Here is a 692-nt window from a genome sequence, read left to right on the forward strand (position 1 = left end):
GGGTGGATGCCTTGGCACTAGGAGCCGAAGAAGGACGTTGTAGCCTGCGATAAGCCTCGGGGAGTTGGCAAACGAGCTGTGATCCGAGGGTGTCCGAATGGGGGAACCCAGCCGCAGTCATGTGCGGTTACCTGTACCTGAATTCATAGGGTGCAGGGGGGAACGCCGGGAAGTGAAACATCTCAGTACCGGCAGGAAGAGATATTCCGTGAGTAGTGGCGAGCGAAAGCGGATGAGGCCAAACCGTGTGCGTGCCAAGCTGTCAGGCGTTGCGCATGCGGGGTTGTGGGACCTTCTGGAAGAATCTGACAGTTCTTCAACCAGTAAGAAAGCCGTGTCATAGTCGAACCGCATTGAAAGGCGGACCATAGTGGGTGTGAGTCCCGTAGACGAAATGGTGCGGCCTGGTGGAGGGGATCCCAAGTAGCACGGGGCCCGTGAAATCTCGTGTGAATCTGGCAAGACCACTTGCTAAGCCTAAATACTACCTAGTGACCGATAGCGGACAAGTACCGTGAGGGAAAGGTGAAAAGTACCCCGGGAGGGGAGTGAAATAGTACCTGAAACCGTGTGCCTACAATCCGTCGGAGCCTCCCTAGCAGGGGTGACGGCGTGCCTTTTGAAGAATGAGCCTGCGAGTTAGTGCTCGGTGGCGAGGTTAACCCGTGTGGGGAAGCCGTAGCGAAAGCGAG

The 692-nt window shown here is 56.6% G+C and carries 1 rRNA gene; it reads left to right on the forward strand.

Features of this window, described 5'->3' with window-relative positions:
• Positions 1–692 (forward strand): 23S ribosomal RNA (locus ABD254_RS21235); the annotation flags it as partial.

The organism is Isoptericola hypogeus, assembly GCF_039531145.1.
Classification (GTDB): domain Bacteria; phylum Actinomycetota; class Actinomycetes; order Actinomycetales; family Cellulomonadaceae; genus Isoptericola; species Isoptericola hypogeus.